General features: G+C 67.7%; 17 protein-coding genes. 12 read left to right on the plus strand and 5 right to left on the minus strand.

The genetic code is table 11. The annotated features are described in order from the left end of the window. Positions 1-25 precede the first annotated feature (25 nt). Positions 26-898, plus strand: coding sequence for an isochorismatase (locus CXY91_RS09860; protein WP_100960907.1), 873 nt, complete (start codon positions 26-28; stop codon positions 896-898). Between the two features lie 11 nt (positions 899-909). Beyond that, positions 910-1581, plus strand: a complete 672-nt coding sequence (locus CXY91_RS09865) for a 4'-phosphopantetheinyl transferase family protein (RefSeq protein WP_199777397.1) — start codon at positions 910-912, stop codon at positions 1579-1581. 22 nt (positions 1582-1603) lie between these two features. On the opposite strand, the gene CXY91_RS09870 is transcribed toward CXY91_RS09865, so the two are convergent. Then, entirely contained in the window at positions 1604-2641 is a 1038-nt protein-coding gene (locus CXY91_RS09870; RefSeq protein WP_100960911.1) for a methyltransferase, read from the minus strand. A gap of 98 nt (positions 2642-2739) precedes the next feature. Continuing rightward, positions 2740-4821: a TonB-dependent receptor gene (locus CXY91_RS09875; protein WP_100960913.1), complete on the minus strand. Its 2082-nt coding sequence runs from the start codon at positions 4819-4821 to the stop codon at positions 2740-2742. Positions 4822-5104: 283 nt separating this feature from the next. Here CXY91_RS09875 and CXY91_RS09880 point away from each other — a divergent pair, with 283 nt between their 5' ends. Next, positions 5105-5857, plus strand: coding sequence for an IclR family transcriptional regulator (locus CXY91_RS09880; protein ID WP_100961877.1), 753 nt, complete (start codon positions 5105-5107; stop codon positions 5855-5857). A 6-nt stretch (positions 5858-5863) separates the two neighbouring features. Here the strand turns inward: CXY91_RS09880 and CXY91_RS09885 are convergent, their stop codons facing one another. Then, positions 5864-7144: an NtaA/DmoA family FMN-dependent monooxygenase gene (locus tag CXY91_RS09885; RefSeq protein ID WP_100960914.1), complete on the minus strand. Its 1281-nt coding sequence runs from the start codon at positions 7142-7144 to the stop codon at positions 5864-5866. Continuing rightward, the gene (locus CXY91_RS09890; protein WP_465246849.1) at positions 7141-7980 is read right to left on the minus strand and encodes an ABC transporter ATP-binding protein; all 840 of its coding nucleotides are present in this window, start codon (positions 7978-7980) and stop codon (positions 7141-7143) included. Before CXY91_RS09890 ends, CXY91_RS09885 begins: the two co-directional genes overlap by 4 nt. Positions 7981-8219: 239 nt before the next feature. Between CXY91_RS09890 and fepB the strand changes: the two genes are divergently transcribed. From fepB to CXY91_RS09935, 9 genes are all read left to right on the plus strand, one after another. After that, positions 8220-9185: a Fe2+-enterobactin ABC transporter substrate-binding protein gene (gene fepB, locus CXY91_RS09895; RefSeq protein WP_100960916.1), complete on the plus strand. Its 966-nt coding sequence runs from the start codon at positions 8220-8222 to the stop codon at positions 9183-9185. Continuing rightward, entirely contained in the window at positions 9182-10186 is a 1005-nt protein-coding gene (locus CXY91_RS09900; protein ID WP_100960918.1) for a FecCD family ABC transporter permease, read from the plus strand. Before fepB ends, CXY91_RS09900 begins: the two co-directional genes overlap by 4 nt. Further along, entirely contained in the window at positions 10183-11214 is a 1032-nt protein-coding gene (locus CXY91_RS09905; RefSeq protein WP_100960920.1) for a FecCD family ABC transporter permease, read from the plus strand. Before CXY91_RS09900 ends, CXY91_RS09905 begins: the two co-directional genes overlap by 4 nt. Before the next feature lie 212 nt (positions 11215-11426). Further along, positions 11427-13031 (plus strand): ABC transporter substrate-binding protein, encoded by a 1605-nt coding sequence (locus CXY91_RS09910; RefSeq protein ID WP_465246857.1) that lies wholly within the window; start codon positions 11427-11429, stop codon positions 13029-13031. 79 nt (positions 13032-13110) lie between these two features. Further along, positions 13111-14124, plus strand: coding sequence for an ABC transporter permease (locus tag CXY91_RS09915; protein WP_100960924.1), 1014 nt, complete (start codon positions 13111-13113; stop codon positions 14122-14124). Positions 14125-14137: 13 nt separating this feature from the next. Next, positions 14138-15028 carry an ABC transporter permease gene (locus CXY91_RS09920; protein WP_199777424.1) on the plus strand — a complete coding sequence of 297 codons (891 nt, stop codon included), beginning with the start codon at positions 14138-14140 and terminating at the stop codon, positions 15026-15028. 3 nt (positions 15029-15031) lie between these two features. Further along, entirely contained in the window at positions 15032-16735 is a 1704-nt protein-coding gene (locus tag CXY91_RS09925) for a dipeptide ABC transporter ATP-binding protein (protein WP_100960926.1), read from the plus strand. 50 nt (positions 16736-16785) lie between these two features. Beyond that, positions 16786-17166, plus strand: coding sequence for an oxalurate catabolism protein HpxZ (hpxZ, locus tag CXY91_RS09930; protein WP_091833773.1), 381 nt, complete (start codon positions 16786-16788; stop codon positions 17164-17166). A gap of 88 nt (positions 17167-17254) precedes the next feature. Then, the gene (locus CXY91_RS09935) at positions 17255-17947 is read left to right on the plus strand and encodes a GntR family transcriptional regulator (RefSeq protein WP_100961879.1); all 693 of its coding nucleotides are present in this window, start codon (positions 17255-17257) and stop codon (positions 17945-17947) included. A gap of 98 nt (positions 17948-18045) precedes the next feature. Here CXY91_RS09935 and atzF read toward each other — a convergent pair whose 3' ends face one another. Continuing rightward, complete coding sequence (atzF, locus tag CXY91_RS09940; RefSeq protein WP_100960928.1) at positions 18046-19836, minus strand: allophanate hydrolase; 1791 nt, start codon at positions 19834-19836, stop codon at positions 18046-18048. Positions 19837-20029 lie beyond the last annotated feature (193 nt).

Raw genomic sequence — 20029 nt, forward strand, 5'->3', positions numbered from 1 at the left:
CCTCATCCAGTTCACGAGAGGTTCCATGACCATTCCGCAGATCACCGACTATTCGATGCCGGCGGCGAGCGCCTTTCCGGCCAACCGCACGCAATGGCGGCCCGATCCCAAGCGCGCCGTGCTGCTGATCCACGACATGCAGCGCTATTTCCTGCGCTTCTACGATGCGAAGGGCGCGCTGCTGCCGCAGCTGATCGGCAATCTGGTACGCGTGCGCGACTGGGCGCGGGCCAATGGCGTGCCGGTCGTCTACACCGCCCAGCCGCATGAGCAGCCGCAAGGAGACCGCGCTCTGCTCAACGACATGTGGGGGCCGGGTCTTACCGTCGCCGCGCCCGATCTGCAGGAGGTCGTCGCCGAGTTGACGCCAGGCCCGGACGATATCGTCCTCACCAAATGGCGCTACAGCGCCTTCAAGCGCTCCGACCTGCTGGAGCGGATGCGCGGGCTTGGCCGCGATCAGCTCGTGATCGGCGGCGTCTACGCCCATATCGGCTGCATGGTGACGGCCGTCGACGCGTTCATGAGCGACATCCAGCCCTTCCTGGTCGGCGACGCCGTCGCCGATTTCTCCGAGGCCGAGCATCTGATGGCGCTGCGCTATGTCGCGACGCGCTGCGGCGCACTGGTTTCGACCGACAGTCTTGCGGGCGTGGCGGAGCGTCCGCAGGCGACGCGCGAATGGCTGCAGGCGCGCGTGCTCGAACTGGTCGAGGACGAGACCGAGCTCGACCCCGACGAGAACCTGATCTTCTACGGGCTCGATTCGGTGCAGGTCATGGTGCTCGCCAGCGAGCTGAAGGAGCGCGGCGTCATCGTCGGCTTCGACGATCTCGCCCGGGTGCCGACGCTGAACGGCTGGTGGTCGCTGATCGAGCAGCGCCGCCTGGCGGCCTGAGCCGGGTGCTGGTGGAGAGCTGGCCAAAGCTGCTCCATCCCTGGCAGGACGAGCCCATCGACTATCGCTGCGCCGCGATGCGGTTCTCGCGCGAGCCCGGTCAGGCAGCCCCCGGCATCGTCCTGCCGGATCGTATCGCGCGGGCCGCGCCCCGGCGCCGAGCCGAATGGCTGGCGGGCCGGCGCTGCGCCAGCGAGGCCCTGCGGTTGCTGACCGGGCAGGGCGCCTGTCCCGGCATGGCGTCCGATCGCTCGCCGCTCTGGCCTGACGGTATCGTCGGCTCGATCTCGCATAGCGGCGATGTCGCGATCGCCATCGCCGCGCGCGCCGGCGCCTGCCGCGGCATCGGCGTCGACATCGAGCGGCTCATGGACGGGCAGGGGGCGAGCGAGGTCGCATCCGAGGCACTGACGCCCCGGGAACGCCGTCGTCTCGGGAATGACCCCTTCTCGGTGACGCTCGCCTTCTCGGCCAAGGAGAGCCTGTTCAAGGCGCTGCATCCACTGCTGCGCCGCCCGATGTCTTTCCAGCTCTCCGAACTGGTGGCTTGGAACGGGCAGGGCACGGCGCGCCTGCGCCTCGTCGAGGGGTTGTCGTCGGAGTTTCCGGCCGGTCGCGAGATCGAAGTCCGCTTCGCGCGCTTCGGCGACCTGCTGCTGACGCGCGTGCTGATCCCGGCTTGACGGAGTCGGCGTGCCACCTGCCTCAGCGTGGGTGGCGGAATTCCAGGATCTGGAATGGTGAGGCGGTCGGCGTGACCGAGGCGGTCTCGAAGCCGCTTGCGGCCAGCAACTGCGAGAACTCGCCGGCGCTGCGCTCCTGCCCGCCCATCAGCACCATCATCAGCAGGTCCTGCGAGGTCTCGTTCGGCCTGCCGCGGGCGGGATCGACCATGATGTCGACCACGATGAAGCGCTCCGGCCCCTGGGTCGCGGCTTTCGCGTTGGCGAGGATGCGGCCGGCGGCCTTGTCGTCGAAGTCGTGCAGGATCCGGCTGAAGACATAGGCGTCGCCGCCGGACGGGATCTCGTCGAAGAACGAGCCGTGCTCCACCCGGGCGCGCCCCGCCTGCACCAGCTCGGCGAAGTGCGGATTGAGCGCCTCGGTCGCCCGCGGCAGCTCATAGAGCACGCCGCTGGTGCCAGGGTTGCGGCGGAGCAATTCGGCCAGCAGCGAACCGTCGCCGCCGCCGACATCGACGATCGTCTCGCCGGCCGAGAACTGGATGTGGCGCACCGCGACGCCGATCAGCGCCGTCGCGATCGCGCGCATCTGGATGTCGAAGCGCCCCTGCGCCGCCTCGTCCTGCCCGAGCCAGCTGAAGAACGGGCTGCCATGGGCGAGCTCGAACGCAGGCGTGCCGCTTTTGATCTGCTCGCCGAGCCGCTCCCAGGCGCGGCCGTGCAGCGGATCGAGCTCGAAGCGGACCCAGGGCACCAGCGAATGGGGATGGCCGGGAACGAGGGCGCGCGTCGTCGGCATGGCGATGTAGCGGCCTGCATCGTCGCGACCGATGATCTCTTCGTTGACGAGATGGCCGAGCAGCCTTGCCAGCAGCTCGGCCTTGCCGCCGATGCGTTCGGCGAGCTCGCCGGCGGTCCGAGGCCCCTCCTGCAGCGCAGCGGGGATGCCGAGCTCGACCGCGGTGCGGATGCAATGGGAGGTGCGATAGGCGGCGATCTGCTGGAGCAGGCGCAAAGGCGGGGCGGGCGGTGGCGCGGCCGGGCGCGACAGGTCGTTCATGCGAACCTCTTTGCGGGACGGTGGGTGCGGGCACGGTGGCGGCGGGCGCAATCGCTCGCCGCCCGCGCCGTCTTGTCAGGCCCGCCAAGAGCGCTCGTTCAGAACGTGCCCTTGATGCCGGCGCCGAACATGCGCGGCTCGGTCATGCTCGCCTCGGTGCCGCCGATGCCGCGATTCTGCTGCATATAGGTCGGCTTGCGCTCGTCGAAGATGTTCTTGACGTAGCCATAGACCTGCAGATTGTCCGTGATCTGATAGCTCGCGCGCATGTCGGCGATCGTATAGGGCTTGATCAGATAGAGGCGCGTATTGGCGACGTCGGAATAATAGCCGTCTGTGTGGCGGAGCTGGGCGGTGAGGTTGAGCTTGCTGGTGACGTCCCAGCTCACGCCGAAGCTCAGCATGTAGCCCGGGGATTTCGCGAATTCGTTGCCCTTGTAGCCGGCATTGGCGGAGATCTTGTCGATCTCGGTGCGCAGCAGGCCGGCACCGGCCTTCAGCGTCAGGTTGTCGAGCAGGCGGTAATCGGCGTTGACCTCGAGCCCGTAGGCATGGGCCTTCTCGGCATTGATCGCATAGGACTGCACCACGCCCGTCGTGAGCACGACCGGGATGAAGTACTGGGCGTTCTGGAAGTCGGTGTAGAACAGGTTTCCGCTGACGTTCAGCCGGTTGTTCAGCAGGCTGGCGCGGGTGAACAGCTCATAATTCCACGACGTCTCTTCCTGGAACGGCTGCCACCGGCCGGCGGTGAGGTTGAGCGAGACGCCGCCGGGATTGTAGCCGCGATTGACCAGCGCACCGACGGTCCAGTCCGGCGTCACCGCATAGGCGATCGAGGCCTTGGGCAGCACGGCCTGGAAGGTCTTGTCGAAATTGACGCCTTGCGCAGCAAAGACCGTGCGGCCGACACGCTCGATCTGGTCCTGCTGGAAGCGCAGCGAGCCGGTGAAGGTCCAGCGATCGGTCAGGCGATAGCTGGCCTCGCCGAAGATGCCGAGATTGCGCTTGGTGTCGTCGAAGGTCGACCGGCCGGTGAGATAGAGCAGCTCGTCCGTCTTGGTGTGGGCATAGTAGACCCCGGCGACGCCACTGATGACATCGCTCTGCTCGCCATAGTTCAGCCGGAGCTCGTTCGAGATGTTCCGCTGGGTGATATAGGCGTCGCCATTGCCGAGCAGGCCGGTCTTGCGGCTCACCGAGAGGTCGGTGAACTGCGTCTGGTTGGACAGCTTGAGGCGGTTGCCGAAATCATAGCTGAGGTCGAGGACGCCGGTGTTGCTGTTCTGCTTGAAGCTCGGCATCGTCGTGGTGACGTGCTTCAGCCGGTCGAACGGAGCCGACGCCGCCTCCTGGCTCGGCCGGTTGCTCTCGTTGCGCGAATAGGTGAGCTTCGCCTCGAAGCCGGGCAACTCGCTCGGGCGCCAGAGCAGCTTGGCCCGCAGGTTCAGGTTCCGGAAATCCTGGTCGGCATAGCGCGTCTGGAAGTTCGGACTGATATAGTCGATGAAGGTGTCGCGGCCGGAATAGTCGAGCGTGATGCGCCCGGCGAGCTGGTCCTTGATGATCGGTCCCGACAGCATCAGCGCGGCGCGCCGCGTCGCATAGCTCCCGAACTCGGTCAGGAAGGCTGCTTCGCGGGTAAAGGTCGGGTCCTTGGTGTTGACGATGATCGCGCCGGCGATCGCGTTGGCGCCCTGCGAGGTCGTCTGCGGCCCGCGGAAGACCTCGATGCTCTTGACGTCCCAGGGCGACGTCGCGCCGAAATAGAACTCGTTGTAGCTGAGGTAGTGGCCGTCGACATTGATGGTCGCGCGCGGCACCGTGCCGCCCCAGAACGAGTTCTGGCCGGTGAGCGGGCCTTGCGTGTCCAGGCCGCGGATGATCGGTGCGCTGACGGTATCGCTATAGGTGACGTTGGGCGTGCCGACCAGGATCTCGGAGACGGTTGCGTTTCCGGTATTCGCCCGGGCGATGTCCTTGTCGGTGATGACCGAAACCGACGACGCCGTGTCCTTCAGATCGCGCTCGACCTTCTCGCCGGTGACCGTGATCGCATCGAGCTCGATCGTCCCGGCGGTCGGGGCCGGATTGCTCTGCGCGAAGGCTGGCGTCGCAGCAGCGACGGCGATGAGCGATGCGAAGCTCACGCTGCGCATCAGGACAAGCTTGGACGACATGAGGTTCCCCACCACCCGATCAAATCTCGCTGGCTGGGGACGAGGCCGTGGCTCGCGAGGTCACACTGAATGATCCTACAGTGTGGGATGCATTCCGCATGTCAACATGAAGCGAGCAAAGGATCGCCGTATTGCCGTCCCGCTGTGCTTTTCCGGTCGCAGTTCTCGGGCTGCGCCGCGCGGTGTTTGGAAGCGCTCGAATGAGGCGGTGCTTGTCGCCGGCAGGCTCCCGGTGTCACAAAGCGCGGGCCGGCATCTGCCGCGCTTTCCTGCCGCGATTCGCATGACCAGCCTCAGCACCAAACGCTCGCCGACGATCCAGTCGGTCTCGATCGCCGCCCGCTTCCTCGACATCCTGGCCAAGGCGGACGGGCCCTTGGTGCTGGGCGAGATCGCCCGGCGGGCGCGCACCGGTTCGTCCACCGCCCATCGCTACATGCAGAGCCTGGTGCGGGAGGGGCTGGCGGCGCAGGACGACGTCACAGGCCATTACGATCTCGGCCCGGTCGCCCTCAGCATCGGGGTGCGCGCACTTCGGCGCATCGATGCGGTCGAGGTCGCGGCCCGGGCGATGAAGAGGCTGGCGTCCGCTATCGCCGCCAGCTGCGGCGTGGCGATCTGGACAGAGCGGGGGCCGACCATCGTGCGCTGGTACCGCAACACCGATTTCGCGCTCAGCACGGTGACGCTGGGCGACGTCCTGCCTGTCGACAACACCGCCTGCGGCTTCGTCTTCCAGGCGCATCTGCCGAAGGAGGCGATCGCCGCCGCGCGCAAGCTGCAGCCGGCCTCCTTCCGCGGCAGCCGCCCGCCGGCCGAGATGCTCGACGCCGTCCGGCGCGACGGGGGCGCGGAACTGAACGAACACCTGTTTTCGCTGCTGACCGGCAAGGCCGCACCGGTCTTCAACGCGCTCGGCGAGATCGCCTGCGTCGTCACCACCGTCTCCTTCGTCAAGACCGCCGAGGCCGAGAGCCATCGCGCCGCCCTTTTTGCCGCGGCGCAGGCGGCGACGCGGGACTCGGGTGGCACCTGAGCTGCATCACTGCTCTTCGTCGATCCCCAGGTGTTGGCGCAGCGTCGTGCCCTCATAGTCCCTGCGGAACAGGCCCCGCCGCGCCAGAGCCGGAACCAGCTCCTCCAGGAACAGGCGCAGCGATTCCATGGAGCCGCCGGGAATTGCGATGACGCCGTCGATCGCCCCGGCCTCGAACCAGGCGGTGATCTCGGCGAGGACGTCGTCGACGGTTCCGACGCAGACCCAATGGGCCGAGCCGACGACCTCCGGCCGCGCCAGCACTTCAGCTACAGTAGGCTCGTTCGCCGCGATGAAGCGCCGCAGCAGCTCGGCATGGGTGCGGCTGCGCACCGGCGTATCGAGCGGCGGCAGCATCTGCGCCGTCACGCGCGCTTCGGGCGCAAGGTCGCCGAGATCGAGCCCGAGGACGGACTTCACCATCTTGCGGCGCTGTTCGGCGGTGAGGTGAGCGTGCGCCCGCGCATGTAGCGCCCAGGCCTCTTCACGCGTCTCGGCGAGGAAGAAATGCAGGCCCGGCAGCACGCGTACCGAATCCGGGCTGCGGCCATGCCCTTGCGCGCGCCGGCGCAGGTCGCCGCGCAGTTCGATGCCGGCCTCGCGGTCGGGCATGGCGGCGAAGGTCGCGTCGGCGATGGAGGAGGCGAAATCGCGCCCGATATCGGATGCGCCGGCCTGGAACAGCGGCGGCGGGCCCGCCGGATGGCCGGGCACGTTGAGCGGTCCCTTCACGCTGAAGAATTCGCCGCGATGCTCGATCGCGGCGCTCGGCGTCGTGCCCGTCAGCGCCTCATGCGGGTAGCTCCGCCAGAGCTTGCGCATGACGTCAGTGAACTCGGCCGCCTTGCGGTAGCGAACCTCCGGCGGCGGCATCGGCTCCTCGCCGAAATTCTTTGCGCCCTCGATCGAGGTGACGATGTTGAGGCCGACGCGCCCCCGGCTGATCCAGTGCAGCGACTGGATCTGGCGCGCCACTACGAAAGGCGGGTTGAAGCTGGTCGAGACGGTGGTGACGAGCCCGATCCTATCGGTTTGGCAGGCGAGTGCGGTCAGCAGCAGCGTCGGGTCGAGGCCGACGAAGCCGCTGCCGGCAGCAGCCGGATGCAGCAGGAGATAGTCGGGCTTGAAGACGAAATCGAGCTTGGCCTGCTCGGCCATCCGGGTCAGCGCGAGGTTGAACGCGACGGGATCGCGGGCCGGCAGAGGGTCCGGATCATCCGCTGCTCTGCTCTTCAGCCAGGTCGGCGTCAGGCTCAAACCGATGTGGAGCTGTCTGGTCATGGTCAGTTGGACCGGTCGCTGGAACGCGCTGCCCGCTTTTGTCCCCTGGGTACGACGAGCGGGGTTTTCGCGATCGGGTCGGGGATGACGATGCAGGGCAGGCCGAAGACCTCTTCGATCAGCGCGGCCGTGACGATGCCCGCCGGAGGGCCCTCGGCGACGATCGCGCCGTCCTTCATCGCGACGAGATGCGAGGCGTAGCGGCAGGCCTGGTTGAGATCGTGCAGCACTGCGACGACCGTCCGCCCCTGCGCATTGAGCTCGGCCAGCAGGTCGAGCAGCTCGATCTGGTGGGCGATGTCGAGGAAGGTCGTCGGCTCGTCGAGCAGCAGGATCGGCGTTTCCTGCGCGAGCACCAGCGCGATCCAGACCCGCTGGCGCTGGCCCCCGGAAAGCTCGTCGACCGGGCGTGTCGAAAGCGTGTCGACGTGCGTCGCCCGCATCGCGGCGGCGACCGCCGCTTCATCTGCCTTCGACCATTGCCGCAGGAAGGATTGGTGCGGGTAACGGCCGCGGGCGACGAGGTCGGCGACCGTGATGCCGTCCGGCGCGATCGCGCTCTGCGGCAGGAGGCCGAGGCGCCGCGCGACCTCCTTGGCCGGGCGCTCGCTGATCTGCCTGCCGTCGAGGACCACCTGGCCGGCGGCTGGCGTGAGCAAGCGCGACAGGGCCCGCAGCAGGGTCGACTTGCCGCAGGCATTGGGGCCGACGATCACGGTGAACGAGCCGTCGGCGATCGAGAGCGAGAGGCCGGTCGAGATCGTGCGCGCCTCGTAGCGGAGCGTCAGCGCATCGGCGTGGAGACGGGAATCGGGTCGCGAAGTACTTTTCAATTCTTCCAATCTACAGTCGACGTCGTCGGGCTCGAGGCTTTCGACGGCATCCCTTTCGGCTCTAGTTGTGGTAAAGCAGTCACCGTCGGTGGATTTACGTTCGATAACTGACTCTCTGTCCTGCGTCCATATTGCATCGCGGAATATGATCCGTCATGAGGAATGACGCGCCTGGGCTCGATGGAGCAGGGCGGTGGTCGGAGCCAGGCTCCCGACCCGCAGGACGACACCGGCCAGACAGATCGACGATGCCCCTGATCAAGCTCTTCATCGCCATCATCACCATCGCGGCTGCCCTGAATGGGAATGGCCGGCCGGCTTATGGCCAGGAGGCCGGCTGGCCCCGTACCATCAGGCACGCCGCCGGCGAGTTGACGCTGGCCAGGAAGCCTCTGCGCATCGTCTCGACCACGCCGAGCGTCACCGGCATCCTGCTGGCGATCGAGGCGCCCCTGCTCGCGAGTGCGGCGACGACGCCGAGCCCGCTCACCGACGCCAAGGGTTTCTTCTCGCAATGGGCCCGCGACGCCGACAAGCGCGGCGTCAAGGTGCTCTATCCCAACCTGAAATTCGACATCGAGGCGGTGCTCGGCTGGAAGCCGGACCTGGTGATCGCTTCGACCACCGGCGCCGACAGCATCCTCCAGCACCGGGCCGAGCTGGAAGCGCTCGGCGTTCCGACTCTCGTGGTCGATTATTCGAGCCGGAGCTGGCAGGAGCTGGCAACCGACCTCGGCAGGGCGATCGGCCTCGAAAAGGAGGCTGCCGCCGCGATCGCGCACTTCGACACCGATCTCGCCGCCGCGGCGGGCGCCATTCCAGCAAGGGGCGCGAAGGCCAGCATCGTCGGCTACAACATCGCCGGCAGCTATTCGGTAGCGCGGACAGCGAGCCCGGTTTCCAAGCTCGTCTCGGCTTTGGGCTTCGAGATCGTCGGCCTGCCGCCGGAGCTGAAGCCGAATTCGGCGCGTCCCTCGGATTTCGAGTTCTTCTCCCGCGAGAATCTCTCGGCCGCGATCGCTGCCGACACCGTCTTCCTCCTGCGCGCGACCGAAAAGGACGTCGAGGCCTTCCTGGCCGAGCCGGTGCTCGCCAATCACCCGGCGGTCATCGGCAAGCGGGTCTATCCGCTCGGGCTGACCTCCTTCCGCATCGATCCCTATTCCGGGCGCCAGGTCATCGAACGGCTGCGCGAGAGCTTCGCCAGGCGATGAGATGGCATAGGCGCCGGTGGTGGCTCGCCATCGGCATCATCGCGCTCGCTTTGCTGGCGCTGGCGAGCCTCGCGGTCGGCTCGCGGCCGATCCCGCTGGCCACGGTCGTCGCCGCGCTGCGCGCCTATGATCCCGGCAACGATCTGCATCTGGTCGTCTGGCAGTTGCGGGTGCCCCGATTGCTCACGGCCGTTCTCGCCGGTGCGGCGCTTGGCCTTGCCGGGGCGATCATGCAGGCGATCACCCGCAATCCCTTGGCCGAGCCGGGCCTGCTCGGCATCAATGCCGGTGCGGCGGTCGCCGTCGTGCTCGGAGTGACTCTGCTCGGCCTGACCCGGCCCGTCCACTATGCCGGGCTCTCCGCGCTCGGAGCGGGCCTTGCCGGCGCCGTCGTGTTCCTGCTCGGGCGGGCGCGCGAGACCGGGACCAATCCCGTTCGGCTCGTGCTCGCCGGCGCCGGCCTCTCGATCGTGCTGGGCGCGATCACCGGCATCATGGTGCTCAACGCCTCGCCCATCGCCTTCGATAATTTCCGTCATTGGGCCGCTGGATCGGTGGAGGGAGCGAGCTTCGAAGTCGCCCTCATACTGGCAGTCGGCGTTGCGGCGGGCTTCGGCGTCGCCTTGCCGATCGTCGGTGGTCTCAACGTGCTGGCGCTAGGGCAGGAACTCGGCAAGGCGCTCGGAGCCACGCCGCGCACGATCTGGCTGTCGGCCTGCCTTGCGGTGATGCTGCTGGCGGGCGCCGCCACCGCCGCAGCCGGGCCGATCAGCTTCGTCGGCCTGATCGCCCCGCATCTGGCGCGGGCGCTCGTCGGCCCGGACCATCGCTGGATCCTGCCCGGTTCGGCGCTCTTTGCCGCGCTGCTCCTGCTCGGCGCCGATGTGATCGGGCGCGTGGTCGCGGCGCCCTCCGAGGTCGCCGCCGGCATCGTCGCGGCGCTGCTTGGCGGCCCCTTCTTCATTACGGCCGTGCGCCGCTTCCGGGTGAGCCGGCCATGAGTGCGCCCGCAACGCTCAGGATAGGTTCGTTCTCGCTGCGCTGGCGGCCGCGCACTGCTCTGGTCTGTGCGGCGCTCGCCGGAGCAGCCCTTGCCCTCGCCGTCGCCCTGCTGGGTATGGGCACGCTCGCCTTCACGCCGGCCGAAGTCGTCGCCGCGCTATTCGGCAAGGCTGGAAATCCGCTGGCCGAACGCGTCATCTGGAGCCTGCGCCTGCCGCGCGTGGTCACGGCGGCCTGCGTCGGGGCGGCGCTCGGCATGGCCGGGGCGATCTTCCAGTCGGTCTCGCGCAACGCGCTGGGCTCGCCCGATATCATCGGCTTCACCACCGGAGCGGCGACCGGCGCGATCGTGCAGATCATCCTGTTCGGCGCCGATCCCTTCGCCGTCGCGCTGGCAGCGGTGCTGTCGGGCATGGCGACCGCAGCGCTCGTCTTCATGCTGGCGCTGAAGGGGCGCGTCACCGGCGGTTACCGGCTCGTGCTGGTCGGCATCGGTGTCGGCGCGACGCTGTCCGGCGTCAATACGATCCTGCTTGTGGCGAGCGACCTTGACCGCTCGATCTCCGCCCAGATCTGGCTGGCGGGTTCGCTGACGGCGCGCAGCTGGTCCCATGCCGTCCCGGCCGCTCTCGGCCTGGTGCTGATCGTGCCGGTCGCGCTCCTGAATGCCCGGCGCCTCGCTCTGCTCGAGATGGGCGACGATGCTGCCAGCCAGCTCGGTGTTCCGGTCGAGCGCACGCGGCTCGCCATGGTGATGACGGCCGTCGGCCTGACGGCGATGGCGACGGCGGCGGCCGGGCCGATCGCCTTCATCGCCTTGGCCGGCCCGCAGCTCGCGCGGCGCCTGTGCCGCTCGCCGGAGGTGCCGCTCGTGCCCGGCGCGGCGATGGGGGCCGTCCTGCTGCTGGCGGCGGACCTGGTCAGCCAGCGCGTTCCGTCCGGCCTCAATCTGCCGATCGGCCTGACGACCGGGCTCCTGGGCGGTATCTATCTGCTCTGGCGGCTGGTCCGCGACGAGAAGGTCTGAGCTGCGATCGGGCCTGCCAAGATGACTGCCATAGTGGCTCACAATCAATTGCAAATTAATTGAGCAGAATTTTGCCAAATGTATGCAACGATGAGGGTGAAAGCTCGCTGGTGGGCATAAACCCAGTGTTATTAAGGGGGTGTGAACCGGCACGGTAACTGCATCGGCTTCTCCGAGGTGAAGCGTTCGGGCCTTTGACGGCTCCGGCAGCAATCGGGGAGAGCACAATGGGTATCACGCGTCGGGCGGCTATAGCTGGAGGTTTGGCAGCTCCCTTCGTCATGAGGCACGGCGCGCATGCACAGGCGCCGAGCCGCAGCGAGACATTGCTGCTCGTGCAGGAATACGGACCCAACAGCCTGGACATGCAGGGAATCGGCTCGTCGCAGCCGGTGAACGGCGTCGCGCTGAACTGCTATGACCGCCTCCTGCGCTTCAAGCCGGTGCCGATCCCCGGCGGCGGCGGCAACCAGGTCTCGATGGGCGAGCTCGAAGGCGAGCTGGCCGAGAGCTGGCAACTCGCCTCCGACGGCATGAGCTGCACCTTCAAGCTGCGCGACGCGAAATTCCATTCCGGCCGCCCGGTGACCGCGACGGATGTGAAATGGTCGCTGGATCGGGCCTGCACGATCGGCGGCTTCGCGACCACCCAGATGAATGCCGGCTCGCTGGAGAAGCCCGAGCAGTTCGTCGTCGTCGACGACAAGACCTTCCGCGTCGACTTCGTCCGCAAGGACAAGATGACGCTGCCCAACCTCGCCGTGACGATCCCCTTCGTCTTCGATTCCGAGCTCGCCATAAAGAACGGCGGCGGCGACCCGCACGCCAAGGAGTATCTCAAGAACAACATCGCCGGCTCGGGCGCCTACAAGGTCGAGAGCTGGAAGCCGGGTGTCGAGACGATCTATGTCCGCAATGACGCCTGGGCTTGTGGGAAGCTGCCGCAGCTGCGCCGCATCATCGCGCGCGATATCGCCTCGCCCGCGACGCGACGGGCCCTGATGGAGCGCGGCGACGCCGACGTGTCCTACGGTCTGCCGCCGAAGGATTTCAAGGATCTGCTCGATGGCGGCAAGGTCAATGTCGTCGGTGTGCCGATCCCCAACGGCGTCTGGGGCTGCTACCTCAACACGCAGGTCGGCCCGTTCAAGGATGTGCGGCTGCGCCAGGCGGTCGCCTGGGTGATGCCCTATGAGAAGATCCTGCAGGCTTCGCTATTCGGGCGCGGCGTCGACATGTCGGGCGGCACGACGCCCAAGGTCGCCTGGCCGCAGCCCTTCCCCTACAAGACCGACGTGGCCAAGGCCAAGGCGCTGGTCGACGCCGCCGGCGGCCCGTTCACGACGACGCTGTATTTCGACGCCGGCAACGCCACCGTTGCCGAGCCAATGGCTGTGCTGATCAAGGAGGCGCTGGCTTCGGTCGGGATCACCGTCGAGATCAACAAGGTCCCGGGCGCGAATTTCCGCACCGAGATCGCCAAGAAGACCAATCCGATGGTGCTGAACCGCTTCGCCGGCTGGCTCGACTATCCCGATTACTACCTGTTCTGGACGATGCACGGCAACAATTCGATCTTCAACATCGCCGCCTACCAGAACCCGGCGCTGGACAAGCTCGTCGACGCTGCCCGCTTCGCGCCCGACAAGGCCGCCTACGACGCCAATGTCGTCGACTTCATCAAGCTGGTGAACGCCGAGGTGCCGATGGTGCCGATCAACCAGCCGACCCATGACGTCGCATTGCAGAAGTCGATCGGCGGCTACCAGTTCCAGCCCTGCCGCGAGCCGGACTTTCGCTACCTGACCAAGGCGTGACGACGCAGGAAACAGCCCGTCATGCCGGGGCGCGCCGCCCGCGCGAACCCGGCCTGACGGCAGCAGCGGAGGCTTCACCATGCTCGGCCTGATCATCGCCCGGCTGAAGACGACGATCCCGTCGATCCTCGGCGTCATCATCGTCACCTTCCTGCTGACGCGCGTGCTGCCCGGCGACACAGCAGCCTATTTCGCCGGGCCTGCGGCGACGCCGCAGGCCATCGCCGAGATCCGCAGCAAGCTCGGGCTCGACCAGCCGTTGCCGGTGCAGTTCGTGTCCTATGTGACGGCGCTGCTGAAAGGCGATCTCGGCCAGTCGCTGACGACGGGCCAGCCGGTGACGGCCGATCTGGCCCAGCGCCTGCCGGCCTCGGCCGAGCTGACGCTGTTCGGCCTGCTGATCTCGATGGCGATCGCCTTGCCGCTCGGCGTGCTCGCGGCGGTCAGGCAGGGCTCCTGGATCGATCACCTCTGCCGCATCGTCGCGACGGCCGGGGTTTCCCTGCCCGTCTTCTTCACCGGCCTGCTGCTGGTCTACGTCTTCTATTTCATACTCGGCTGGGCACCGGCGCCGCTCGGTCGGCTCGACGCCTTCGCCTCCGAGCCGCCCCGCGTCACCGGCTTCCTGCTGATCGACAGCCTGGTCGCGCGCGATCCTGAAACCTTCCGCGCCGCACTCTCCCAGATCGCGCTTCCAGCGCTGACCCTCGCGATCTTCTCGCTGGCGCCGATCACGCGCATGACCCGCGCCTCGATGCTCGCCGTGCTCGGCGCCGATTTCGTCCGCACCGCGCGCGCCAGCGGTCTGTCCACGCGGGCGGTGATCGGCACCTATGCCTTCCGCAACGCCATGCTGCCGGTCGTCACCACGCTCGGCATGGTCTTCTCGTTCCTGCTCGGCGCCAATGTGCTCGTCGAGAAGGTCTTCGCCTGGCCGGGCGTCGGCTCCTATGCGGTCGAGGCGCTGATCGCCTCGGACTACGCGCCGATCCAGGGCTTCGTCCTCACCATGGCGATCCTCTACGTCGCCCTCAACCTCGCGATCGACATCCTCTACGGCGTGATCGACCCCCGCGTCCGGCTGGAGGCCTGAGCCGATGAACGACATGAGCAAGGTCGAGCCGCCGCCGCTGCGCTTCGAGGCCCCGCCCTCGACTTCGCTGCTGGCTCATGCCCGGCACATCGTCTCCGAGAACCCGGTGACAGGCCTCGCCTTCGGCCTGTTCGCCCTGATCCTGTTCGCCGCGATCTTCGGGCCGCTGGTCGTGCCTTACGATCCACTCGCCTCGAACACCAGTTCGGCGCTCAAGCCGCCGAGCGCGGCCCACTGGTTCGGCACCGACCAGCTCGGCCGCGACATCTTCAGCCGGGTGATCGCCGCAACGCGGCTCGACTTCACCATCGCGGTCGCCTCGGTCGCGCTCGTCTTCCTGCTCGGCGGGCTCGCCGGCGTCGCCGCGGGCTTCTTCGGCGGCTGGGTCGACACCATCATCGGGCGCGTCGCCGACACAATCATGGCCTTTCCGCTCTTCGTGCTCGCCATGGGCATCGTAGCCGCACTCGGCAATTCCGTGACCAACATCGTGATCGCCACCGCGATCATCAATTTCCCGCTCTACGCCAGGGTGGCGCGCGCCGAGGCGAATGTCCGGCGCGAGGCCGGCTTCGTCCAGGCGGCCCGGCTCTCCGGCAATTCGGAATGGCGGCTTCTGCTGACCCAGATCGTGCCCAACATCATGCCGATCATGGCCGTGCAGATGTCGCTGACCATGGGCTATGCCATCCTCAACGCCGCCGGCCTGTCCTTCATCGGTCTTGGCGTGCGTCCACCGACGCCGGAATGGGGGATCATGGTCGCGGAGGGCGCGAGCTTCATCGTCTCGGGCGAATGGTGGATCGCCTTCTTTCCGGGCCTGGCCCTGATGACGGCGGTATTCTGCTTCAACCTGCTCGGCGACGGCGTGCGCGACCTCGTCGACCCGCAGCGGAGGAACTGAGCGATGGCAGCCAGTCCGCTCCTCGAAGTCAGGAACCTCCCCGTCGAGTTCGCGACCCGCCGCGGCAAGGTGCAGGCGGTGAAGTCGATCGACATCAGCGTCGGCAAGGGCGAGACGGTCGCGATCGTCGGCGAATCCGGCTCGGGCAAGTCCGTCACCTCCTATGCGGTGGTGCGCATCCTCGACCGCGCCGGCCGCGTCGCCGAAGGCTCGATCGGCTTCTCGGGCATCGATCTCGTCGGCGCGAGCGAAGCGCAGATGCGCGACCTGCGCGGCCGCGAGATCTCGATGATCTTCCAGAATCCGCGCGCCGCGCTGAACCCGATCCGCAAGGTCGGCAAGCAGATCGAGGACGTGCTGCTCCAGCATGTCCAGGCGACCCGGGCGACGGCGCGCGAGAAGGCCATCGCGGCGCTGGAGAAGGTGCGGATCGCGCGTCCGCAGGAGCGCTATGACGCCTATCCCTTCGAGCTCTCGGGCGGCATGTGCCAGCGCATCGTGATCGCGCTGGCGCTCGCCTGCCAGCCGCAGTTGCTGATCGCCGACGAGCCGACGACCGGTCTCGATGTCACCACGCAGAAGGCGGTGATGGACCTGATCGTCGAGCTCACCCGCGAGCGCGGCATGTCGACCATCCTGATCACCCATGATCTCGGCCTTGCCGCCGCCTATTGCGACAAGGTCGTGGTGATGGAGAAGGGCCGCGTCGTCGAGACCGCGGCCGCAGCCGAGATCTTCCGCAATCCGCAGCACCCCTATACGCGGCGGCTGATGAAGGCGACGCCACGCGTCGGCATGCAACTGCGTGACCTCCTGCCGGACGCTCCGCCCGAAGCAATGACGGCCTCCCGGACCAGCGTTCCAAACCTGGACCAGGGCGGCGCTCCGCTGCTCCTCGTCGAGAACCTGGTCAAGGAGTATCCGCGCCCGGCGGCGGGCTCGCTCCTTGCGAAGCTGACCGGCAAGGCCGAGCCGGAGAAGCCCGCCTTCCGGGCCGTCGACGGCATCGGCTTTTCGGTCCGGCGCGGCGAGACGCTCGGCCTCGTTGGCGAATCCGGCTGCGGCAAGTCGACGACCTCGATGATGGTCAACCGACTGCTCGACCCGACGGCGGGTCGGATCGTCTTCGACGGGCAGGATATCGGGTCGATCCCGGCCAGGCAGTTCGCGTTGACGCCGCTGCGCCGGCGTATCCAGATGGTGTTCCAGGATCCGACCGACAGCCTGAATCCGCGCTTCACCGCCGAGCGCGCCATCCTCGATCCCGTTCTGCGTATGGGCACGATCCGTGGCCGTGAGGCCCTGCGCGCCCGCTGCGAGGAACTGGCCGGGCTAGTCGGACTGCCGGTCGAGCTGATCGACCGCTTCCCGCACCAGCTTTCGGGCGGGCAGAAGGCACGCGTCGGTATCGCACGGGCGATCGCGCTCAATCCTGATCTCGTCATCCTCGACGAGCCGACGGCGGCGCTCGACGTCTCCGTGCAGGCGGTGGTGCTGAACCTTCTCGAGGAGCTGAGGCAGCGCCTCCGCATGAGCTACATCTTCGTCTCGCACGACCTCAACGTCGTGCGTCTGCTCTGCGACCGCGTGATCGTGATGCGAAGCGGCCGGATCGTCGAGGAAGGCACGGCCGAGGCGGTATTGGGCGCGCCGCAGGCGGACTACACCAAGGAATTGCTGACCGCGATCCCGCATCCGCCGCTGTGATCGGTAGAACGGCTGGCGCAAGAAGACGATGACCGGATGAGGAAACCCCGATGAAGATCAACGACCCGGCCGTGCTGGCCGAAGTCGAGGCGGCCTTCGCCGAGTACGAGCGCGCGCTGACGACCAACGACGTCGCGACGCTCGACCGGCTGTTCAAGGACAGTCCGGCCACGCTGCGTTACGGCGTCGCCGAAAATCTCTACGGCTATGCCGAGATCGCAGCCTTCCGCTCGGCGCGCTCGCCGGTCGGCCTGGAACGCGCATTGGAACGAACTGTCATCACCAGCTATGGCGAGGCCATGGCGACGGCGAACACGCTGTTCCGCCGCGACTCGATGGTCGGAAAGGTCGGCCGCCAGAGCCAGACCTGGGTGAAGTTTGAGGAAGGCTGGCGGGTGGTCGCCGCCCATGTCAGCGTTATCGCCGAATGACGTCCGTCCGCCACCGCCCCGCGTCATGACGCTGCGGTTTCCGCCTGCTAAGAACGGCGAGGCGAATCCGCCGCCCCGGACGCAATCGATGCCGCCCCAAGCCGTTCTTTCCGACAAGCCGAAACCGGCCTCTCAGCCTCGTACCAGAACGGAGACGCTGCGCGCCAGGCTCGCCGACGAGATCGTATCGGGCGTCCTGGAGCCCGGCACGCCGCTGGACGAGCATGAACTCGCCAACCGTTTCGGGGTCTCGCGCACGCCGGTCCGCGAAGCGATCCGTCAGCTTTCCGCGTCCGGCCTGGTCCGCGTCCGCCCTCATCGCGGCGCCGTTGTCGCCCTGCCGACGCCACGCGAGCTCAACGACATGTTCGAGGTGATGGCCGAGCTGGAGGCGCTTTGCGCCGGTCTCGCCGCGCGCAGCATGACCGTGGTCGAACGGCGGGCCCTCGAGACGCTGCACCAGGATTTGCGCGTGCTGGTGCACAAGGGCGATCCCGCCAGTTATCACGAAAAGAACGAGGCCTTCCACGCGGCGATCTATGCCGGCTCGCACAACAGCTATCTCGCCGAGCTGACCCTGATGACGCGGGCTCGCGTAGCGCCTTTCCGCCGTGCCCAGTTCCGCGCCGCCGGCAGGCTCGGCGGCTCCTATTCCGAGCACGATCTGATCGTGCAGGCGATCCTGCGCGGCGATCAGGCCGGGGCAGCGGCGGCGATGCGTGCGCATATCGGGATCGTACGCGATGCGTTCCGGAGCTATGTGGAAACCGCGACCGGCTAGACGATGTCCCCAATTCCTAGCATCGCGGAACTGCTCTAGGCCCTTGGTTTATCGCACTGTCTTCACGCGGACTGGTGTCCACTTCGCTCAAAAATGCTCTAGATCTGAGCCGCGACGAAAGCGCGCCAGCCGCCGAAATCGCTGATGTCGCGAGCGCCGTCCGTCGCCGCCGCCTCGCAGAGGAAGCCCTTGACCCGCGATCCGTCGGCGAGCGCGAGCGTCCCGATGCCGAGCGGTGCGGGTATGCCGGCGACGAAGGCACCGAAGCCCGCGACCGGCAGCGACCAGACTTCGAGCGCGATCGGCGCGCCCTCGCCGGGGCCTAACCGCAGCAGTCCGGGCCGGGCCGGCGGCCCGCCGGGCAAGGCGAAGAGACGATAATCCGCGGTCGTCGTCGTGGCGCGCAGGAAGCTGCCGCCGAGTGCCGTCAGTTCGCCGTTGAGCGGCATGCCGGAGAGATGGGCACCGACAACAGCGATCTCGACCGTATCGGGTGCAGCGCCGACAGGCAGCTCCGCCAAGGGCGGATGCGGCACGCCGGTCGCGCCGAGCGGCAAGCCGGATGCGGCGTGGAAAGCTGCGCCGATCGACGCCAGCGCAGCGTCGTGCCCGCTCGGCGCGATGAAAGTGACGCCGCTCGCCGTGCCATCGGCAGCCAGGCCGGCCGGAACGGCGAGGGCGCAGAGATCGAGCAGGTTGACGAAATTCGTGTAGCGGCCGAGCATCGAATTGGCGCCGATCGGGTCGGCTGTCATCTCTGCCAGGGTCACCGGACGCGGCGCCGTCGGCACCATCAGGGCACCGAGCCCCTTCAGCGCGGCGCGAGCGGCGAGCGAAAGCTCGGCGAGGCGATAGCGGGCGGCGAAGGTCGCGGCCGCATCGGGCAAGGGCTTGCCGGCGATGACCGCGCGGATCACCGGCAGGATTTCCTCCGGCTCGCGCTCATGCAGATCGCGGATCGCGAGCCAGCGCTCGGCGACCCAGGGACCATCATAGAGAAGCTGCGCCGTCTGGTGGAACGGTGTCATGTCGATCGGCACGATCTCGGCGCCGAGGCCTTGTGCACGCACAAGCGCCTGCTCGAAACCTGCTCGCGCTTCTTCATCTCCGGCGAAGTCCAAATCCTGCTCGCGCGGCACGCCGAGCTGCAGCCGCGGCGGGCAGGCGCCGAGCCGTCCCATCGGAACGGTCCGGGAGAACGGATCGCTCGCATCCGGCCCGGCCATGGCCTGCAGGACGAGCCAGGCATCCTCGACCGTCAGGGCGAAGACGGAGACGCAATCGAGCGTGCGGCAGGCCGGCACGACGCCGGCCGTCGGAACGAGGCCGAGGCTGGGCTTGAATCCGACGAGATTCTGCAGGCCGGCCGGGACGCGGCCCGAGCCCGCTGTGTCCGTGCCGAGCGCGATCGGGACGATGCCGGCGGCGACTGCGCTCGCCGACCCCGAGCTCGATCCGCCGGGAACGAGATCGGCACGCAACGTGTTGCGAGGCGTCCCATAAGGCGAACGGGTGCCGTTGAGGCCGGTCGCGAACTGGTCGAGATTGGTCTTGCCGAGGATGATCGCGCCGGCCGCCTTCAGGCGCGCGACAGCGCTGGCGTCCTTCCGTGGCTCATAGGCATAGGCCGGGCAGGCGGCGGTGGTCGCCAGCCCGGCGACGTCGATATTGTCCTTCACTGCGACCGGCACGCCCCAGAGCGGGCGACCTTGCGGCCCCTCCGCCTGAAGACGCTCCGCCTCGGCCAGCGCCTCCGCTTCCGGCTTGAGGCTGATGAATAGGGCCTCGTCGGCATGGGCGCGCAGACGGGCATAGGCGGCAGCGACCGTCTCGGCGATCGTGCGGCTGCCGTCATGATGGCAGGAAAGGATGCTGGTCAGCGTCGGCACGAGATCATGTCCATGTCTTGAGTCAGCCTATCTGTTAGGCAATTTCTCGATCATTGCATGCAAAGATTATGCATCTCTCCGGCAGAAGGCTGGCGATGGCGCTCGCCACGCGGTCCGTCCCGGCCTCTCCGGCAAGGGCCGCGGCTGCAAATGCCAGCGGGATTCGTCGACGTTTCAAAGCCATGGCCGCTAC

Origin of the sequence: Allobosea sp. FBZP-16, assembly GCF_002831785.1 — a bacterium.
In the GTDB taxonomy this organism is placed as follows: Bacteria; Pseudomonadota; Alphaproteobacteria; order Rhizobiales; family Beijerinckiaceae; genus Allobosea; species Allobosea lupini.

What these genes read in the sequence shown, in the direction of transcription:
- CXY91_RS09860 (WP_100960907.1), top strand. Translation starts at nt 26, where the DNA reads ATGACCATTCCGCAGATCACCGACTATTCGATGCCGGCGGCGAGCGCC.
- CXY91_RS09875 (WP_100960913.1), bottom strand. Translation starts at nt 4,821, where the DNA reads ATGTCGTCCAAGCTTGTCCTGATGCGCAGCGTGAGCTTCGCATCGCTC.
- CXY91_RS09935 (WP_100961879.1), top strand. Translation starts at nt 17,255, where the DNA reads ATGCCGCCCCAAGCCGTTCTTTCCGACAAGCCGAAACCGGCCTCTCAG.
- CXY91_RS09905 (WP_100960920.1), top strand. Translation starts at nt 10,183, where the DNA reads ATGAGTGCGCCCGCAACGCTCAGGATAGGTTCGTTCTCGCTGCGCTGG.
- CXY91_RS09915 (WP_100960924.1), top strand. Translation starts at nt 13,111, where the DNA reads ATGCTCGGCCTGATCATCGCCCGGCTGAAGACGACGATCCCGTCGATC.
- CXY91_RS09880 (WP_100961877.1), top strand. Translation starts at nt 5,105, where the DNA reads ATGACCAGCCTCAGCACCAAACGCTCGCCGACGATCCAGTCGGTCTCG.
- fepB (WP_100960916.1), top strand. Translation starts at nt 8,220, where the DNA reads ATGCCCCTGATCAAGCTCTTCATCGCCATCATCACCATCGCGGCTGCC.
- CXY91_RS09920 (WP_199777424.1), top strand. Translation starts at nt 14,138, where the DNA reads ATGAGCAAGGTCGAGCCGCCGCCGCTGCGCTTCGAGGCCCCGCCCTCG.
- CXY91_RS09925 (WP_100960926.1), top strand. Translation starts at nt 15,032, where the DNA reads ATGGCAGCCAGTCCGCTCCTCGAAGTCAGGAACCTCCCCGTCGAGTTC.
- CXY91_RS09870 (WP_100960911.1), bottom strand. Translation starts at nt 2,641, where the DNA reads ATGAACGACCTGTCGCGCCCGGCCGCGCCACCGCCCGCCCCGCCTTTG.
- CXY91_RS09900 (WP_100960918.1), top strand. Translation starts at nt 9,182, where the DNA reads ATGAGATGGCATAGGCGCCGGTGGTGGCTCGCCATCGGCATCATCGCG.
- hpxZ (WP_091833773.1), top strand. Translation starts at nt 16,786, where the DNA reads ATGAAGATCAACGACCCGGCCGTGCTGGCCGAAGTCGAGGCGGCCTTC.